A 5,588-nucleotide genomic window follows, 5' to 3' on the forward strand; every position below is an offset into this window, starting at 1 on the left:
GTAAAGGCGATGATTTTAAACGGCTTAAGTATGATGTCACAGCCTTTATATATGTTTCCAAAATTCTTTGAATTAATCGCTTGTGAACACTTAATTGGCGCAGGAGTAAAACCAGAATATCTCAATGATGATAAGCTGGGGGTAACCGTTCACAGGATTCCCAAACGCTACTCCAAAAAATAGGTACACATAGATGGTAGATTAGGAGACATGGATAAAAACTGCCTCAATTACGGGATTGAAATTTCCGACTCAGATTGGGAAGGAACTCCAGCCAGTGTCAGACAACTGGTGGAGAAGATGGGGCAGCATATACAAAAATCAGATCAAGAATTGGCTGACTTAAAAGCCCAACAGCAAGAGCTTTTAGAAAAAATCAATCGCACATCAAATAACTCGTCATCTTCCCCGTCGTCTGACCCACCTAGCGCCCAGAAACCGACTGAGAAAAAGAAGACTGGTTTTAAGCGCGGGGGACAACCAGGACATAAAGGTCACAGCCGTTTTTTGTACGAGCCTGAAGACTGTAAAGAAGTTTTAAACCACCGCCCAGAAACTTGTAGCTGTTGCGGAGAGAAATTAAGTGGAGAAGACGCTGACCCTTATCGTCATCAGATAGTGGAAATTCCCCCTATCAGCCCAATAGTTATAGAACATCGCTTACACCAACTTGAATGTCTCAGTTGTGGAAGTAGTACGCGTGCAATATTACCTGTTGATGTAAACCCAAGTGGTTACGGAATAAGAGTTGTAGCCCTTGTTGCTGTATTGAGCGGACTATACCGCCACAGTACTCGGATGGTGCAAAGCGCATTAGCTGATGTTTTTGGAGTTTCTATGTCCTTGGGTATGGTCACCAAGCTCAGGCTAGAAGCAAGTGACTCATTAGAAAGCGTAGTCTCTGAAGCCAAAATATATGTCCAAAACTCCCCTATAGTTGGAGCGGATGAAACGCACTTTGTCCAGGGAAACATTGATGGATGCAATGAGAAAAAGAGTCAAGCTTGGCTCTGGGTAGGAGTTACACCATTAGTGGTATTTTTTCAGATCGCGCTTTCTCGTTGTTCAGAAGCTGCCAAAAATCTGTTGGGTGAAAACTTCTGCGGTATTTTAAACTCAGACCGATACGCAGCATATAATTGGGTCGGCTTAGGGCAAAGACAATTGTGCTGGGCACACTTAAAAAGAGAATTTATTAAAATATCAGAGCGTCCTGGAGTATCAAAAGAAATCGGAAACGCTCTGGTTAAACAACAGGAAAAATTATTTGAGTTATGGCACAGAGTCCGAGATGGAACCTTGAAGCTAGTTGAGTTCCAGCTTTTAGCTCAAGAAATCCGCGATTCGATTAAGTCATCCTTACAAGAAGTTGCGAATCATGAGATTGGTTCTAGAGAAAAAACACCACTGGCTAAAACTGTTCGCACTTGCCGCCAAATTTTAAAAGTGGAACCTGCCTTATGGTTGTTTGTGACTGCCGAGGGTGTGGAACCAACAAATAATGCCGCTGAAAGAGCTATACGTCCTGCCGTTATATGGCGACGTACCAGTTTTGGCTCTCAAACTTATAAAGGTAGTACTTTTGTTGCCCGGATGTTAACTGTTGTGACTTCCTTAAAGTCTCAGCGTCGCAATGTCTTGGAGTTTATGACCAAAGCTGTGGATGCTGCACGTAAAAATAGACCAGCTCCTTCTTTATTACCAGAGGGTAACACTTCTGACGAACAAGTAATAAATGCTGTTTAATCTTTATTCCCTATATACGCTTATTTACCTTTATTAAATATGCTGGAGTTTCTAGTATCTATCCTCGCACCCCCTTCAATTGCTGAAATGCATTGTGTTTGAACCTACGGCAACCCTGTGAACGGTTACGAAAATTCTTTACCTGGGAAGTAAGACTCTAATAGTGTATTATCTAATTCTTCAGTTAAAATTGAATCAGGATTCTTGTCTCCATCAGTATAAATCCACTGATTTAGTCTGGTGTCAAAGTGTTTAAATTGAAGAGTCATAAAACAAATTGAAGAGTCATAAAACTTTGAGTTAATTGAATGTTTATCAATCTTGTGAGGAATTAACTATGTCAAGAATTAAACGCTGGATAAATATGCACGGTAAAGAATTTAATCCAGATGGAACGTTGAAAGATGAGGTAAGACAACAAAAAATATCTTCTGGTTCAGATCCAGCAGCAATTGATAGTTATGCTCGTAGATTAAAAACCAGTTATGACGAGTGGAAACACCTGGATGAAACCGATCCAGAAGAATGGGTAGAGTATACCGCCTACGACTTTTTTACCCCAACACAGAAGGAGCAGTTTAACCCTGACGGCTCTCTCAGACCTGAATACATGGAATCTGAACTGAATAATGGCATCAGTGAGGGATGGCTGGAAGAAATGGAGCGCCGCAAAAAGATTGAGGTCGATAATTATAATCAAGTGTCTGCTGCACACGCTGAACAAGGAATAAACTATGGGGCATGGCAGATGCGAGAGAGGATTGGCGCTAGCAGAACATACGTGCAACGCCGCAAGCAGCAGGAAAAAGACTTGCGAAACTTCGAGGATGTTGACAGCTTGCCTTTTGATAAGGACGCCTCCTATTAAAATTGGTGAGGAAGGTCTTTGAGCCTTACCCCGCTTCTGTGCATCAAATAATGTGATTTTACCCGATTAGTTGAAAAAAAGCGATCGCTCAAGGATCAAAAATATTTATCAGAGGGTAGTGACCGATCTTTAATTTTGTTTTAGTACTTTTTCAATTTCGACTAATTTGTTACGTAAGACTTCCTGTAATTCCATTAATTCAGCAGGGTTAGCTTGCTTGAGCGACTCTAAAGAGAGTTGTTGTAAACGACGAGATGCTTGGGATACTGATTTTTTATTAGTGTTTTTTGTGATTGCTAACTTGGACTGAGATGAAATTACTTCAGCTACTAATTTTCGAGTAACAATAACAGATAAATTTTCTACTATTACTTTGTGCGTGGTCTTCTCCCTAATGGATTTTGCTTCTTGTTCAGTCAATCCTAAATTTTTTGCCGAAAGTTTTTGTAGAGCCATTGCATGAACACCTTTAAGTCCTTCTCTAATGGCAAATTTTAGGTCTTCTGCTAAAGATAGCATTGGAAAAATATTGGCATCAATAGAAGCAGGATTTAGCTGTAAATCTAACAGTAGGCTTAAGATTGCTCGTTCTGAGTCGCTTAAATCTAAAGACTCTAGTTCTTTTTCTTGTTCTTTTGCATCTGCTGTCATTAAATCTATCACCGATTTTATACGCTTTTGTCCATTCAAACGTCGTATTACTGTTGAAAGAATGCGCGGAATATCTTGAAATTCTAATCCAGTAGTTGTAGACAATTCACGCGCTATAGCCTCAGCCTTACAGCGCTTCCCGCTATTATGCAATACAGTTTTCCTCCTTGCCCTTTCCTAGCATAGCTTTCAGTTTTGAGGATGTACCTCATAGCTGCCGGAAGTGCTGTATCCAAAGGATTAAGGTCTTCTCGATGTAGAGAAGTTATTAGTGCTTTCCGATGTAAACCAGCGGGTTCTGGAATAATAACTGCTGACAAGGTTTGCCAACCTAAAGCTTTAGCACTGCGCCAGCGTCGCTCTCCGTCAAATATTAATAGATGATTCTCCCTTTGAATCAGAATAACGGGTTGTAACTGCCCATCGCTAGCTAAAGAGCGAGACATCGATTCAATACTTTCAGGTAAAAATGTTTGTCTAGGTTGTTCTATATTCGGCTCTATTTGTTCGATAGAAATTGATACAATACCTGATTGTGACTGAAGTTGTGTTCGCAACTCTTCCAGTTCTCTTTCCAACTCGCCAGAATTTTTGTCACGAAGTTCTTCAATCTCTGCTCTTAATTGCTGTATTTCTTCCTCCGCTTCAGATAATTGCTGAGATTGCTTCGCACCTGAAAAATAATTTGTCAGATTAGGAGTGTTACGAGCGCTCATAATTATTTTGTTTTTTTAGTTGTCTTAGGTTTTCCAATTAAAGTCACAATATGAGAAGTAGTTTCTTTAAAATCATCCTTAGCAGGATGACTAGGACGGTAAATATGCAATGGTAAACCTTGACCGCTGGCATTGACAAATTCTGCACTATCCCGGATTGCTGGAAATGCTCGAATCTTCATCTGTTCTAACTGTTCAGGTAATCCTGCAAGCATCTGTCTATGAGTACTTCTGCGAGCATCGTATTGATTGGGAACAAATCCTAAAATTTCTGGAATTGGGTTTAAACGTAAGTATTTGCAATGATAGTAGTACCATTCCAATAAATGTGCTGCTCCTTGAATTGATTTTGGTTCTAGCTGTACTGGGATAATAATATGTGTACAAGCGGCTAGAGCCATTAAAGGTAAAGGCCCAAGGGTAGCTGGGCAATCAAAAATAACTGCGTCGTGTGCTAGTGGATGATCAGTTAAACAGTCTGCTAAAAGGTAGGCTCCTCTTTTGTGTAGCACAAGTTCATCTGCTGTTTGGGTTAATACCATTCCCCCTTGACATACGACAACATTATTGGTGTACTGGCTCCAACAAGGAGTTAATGGCCAAACCCCGTCAAATTTATCTTTGAGAACTCCTGCTAAAGTTTGTTCTGGTTCTGGTGGATTCAAACCGCAGAATAACGTTAATGAGCCTTGTGGGTCGAGATCTAGTAAGGCTACATTGTACTTGCGTTTTGCTAGGTCGTAAGCTAAATGAACTGAAAGTGTAGTCTTACCACTGCCACCAGCGTTGCTAATCACAGCTAGTCGAATTTGCATGGTTTCGCTTTGAGTGCTATTTCCGAATCATATATTGTGAAGCCGATATCATATATCAATATATGATCCCACGAATTACTTGCCCTTATTATGTCTTGCATTCAAGATAGTTTATTAAAGAAAGTTTTACCCCAGGCATTATGAAGTCTACCGAGCGATCGCCCAAGCCACCCAAGCAACAGCCAAAACCCAAAGCCCAAAGCCCAAAGCTTGACCTTGTAGCTTATAAACCAGTAGAGAAACAGCAGCCAACCTCTGAGCCTGACATTACTCCCAGTGATGATCTGCCGTCAGTTGAGCAGCCAGCCGAAGCAGAGGCGATACCTCCTTTAAGGTCAAAGCCGAACGCTGCTGAAAAACCACAACATTTAGAGAAACGTAAAGCAGAACGTACCTCTCCTGACAAGAGAAAATCCAAATCACCGCAACAGTCCAAGCAGCAGGGCCAATTGACAAAGAGCGAAGAAGAAGAAGAAGAAGAGTTAGTGCCAGAACGCTGTCAACATATCCAGTTTTTGGATTGTAACTCCTCAGTGGGGCGTGTCATATTCGAGTGCTACCACTGCCAACAAGGAATAATTAGCGAATATACTGGAGAGCCTGTGATGGGAGAATACAAAGACCGTTCTTCACTGATCCAGGTGAAAGTCCAATGTCCTAATTGTGAGCAGACTGCGATCAGATTAACAACGGGGGAAGTGCTTTCAACAACAGCGATTCCTTCACCTTGGCAGCAATGATGGCACACACCCTCTTCAAGAGTGGTTGGTAAGAGATATTAACGATTGATAA

General features: G+C 41.1%; 7 protein-coding genes and 1 pseudogene. 4 read left to right on the forward strand and 4 right to left on the reverse strand.

What is annotated here, in order from left to right:
* Positions 1–159: pseudogene (locus ACEW80_RS11025) on the forward strand (DUF4277 domain-containing protein); the annotation flags it as partial.
* A gap of 51 nt (positions 160–210) precedes the next feature.
* Positions 211–1,746: an IS66 family transposase gene (locus tag ACEW80_RS11030; protein WP_373526614.1), complete on the forward strand. Its 1,536-nt coding sequence runs from the start codon at positions 211–213 to the stop codon at positions 1,744–1,746.
* Between the two features lie 125 nt (positions 1,747–1,871).
* On the opposite strand, the gene ACEW80_RS11035 is transcribed toward ACEW80_RS11030, so the two are convergent.
* Positions 1,872–2,015, reverse strand: coding sequence for a hypothetical protein (locus ACEW80_RS11035; RefSeq protein WP_373526620.1), 144 nt, complete (start codon positions 2,013–2,015; stop codon positions 1,872–1,874).
* Between the two features lie 68 nt (positions 2,016–2,083).
* Here ACEW80_RS11035 and ACEW80_RS11040 point away from each other — a divergent pair, with 68 nt between their 5' ends.
* Positions 2,084–2,614 carry a hypothetical protein gene (locus ACEW80_RS11040; RefSeq protein ID WP_373526615.1) on the forward strand — a complete coding sequence of 177 codons (531 nt, stop codon included), beginning with the start codon at positions 2,084–2,086 and terminating at the stop codon, positions 2,612–2,614.
* Positions 2,615–2,743: 129 nt separating this feature from the next.
* Here the strand turns inward: ACEW80_RS11040 and ACEW80_RS11045 are convergent, their stop codons facing one another.
* Genes ACEW80_RS11045 through ACEW80_RS11055 form a run of 3 tightly spaced genes read right to left on the reverse strand, consistent with a single transcriptional unit; the run spans position 2,744 to position 4,796 of the window.
* Entirely contained in the window at positions 2,744–3,370 is a 627-nt protein-coding gene (locus ACEW80_RS11045) for a hypothetical protein (RefSeq protein WP_373526616.1), read from the reverse strand.
* Between the two features lie 8 nt (positions 3,371–3,378).
* The gene (locus ACEW80_RS11050) at positions 3,379–3,981 is read right to left on the reverse strand and encodes a ParB/RepB/Spo0J family partition protein (protein ID WP_373526617.1); all 603 of its coding nucleotides are present in this window, start codon (positions 3,979–3,981) and stop codon (positions 3,379–3,381) included.
* A 2-nt stretch (positions 3,982–3,983) separates the two neighbouring features.
* Positions 3,984–4,796: a ParA family protein gene (locus ACEW80_RS11055; protein WP_373526618.1), complete on the reverse strand. Its 813-nt coding sequence runs from the start codon at positions 4,794–4,796 to the stop codon at positions 3,984–3,986.
* 140 nt (positions 4,797–4,936) lie between these two features.
* Here ACEW80_RS11055 and ACEW80_RS11060 point away from each other — a divergent pair, with 140 nt between their 5' ends.
* Positions 4,937–5,536: a hypothetical protein gene (locus tag ACEW80_RS11060; RefSeq protein WP_373526619.1), complete on the forward strand. Its 600-nt coding sequence runs from the start codon at positions 4,937–4,939 to the stop codon at positions 5,534–5,536.
* Positions 5,537–5,588: the final 52 nt, after the last annotated feature.

The organism is Nostoc sp., assembly GCF_041747015.1.
In the GTDB taxonomy this organism is placed as follows: Bacteria; Cyanobacteriota; Cyanobacteriia; order Cyanobacteriales; family Nostocaceae; genus Nostoc.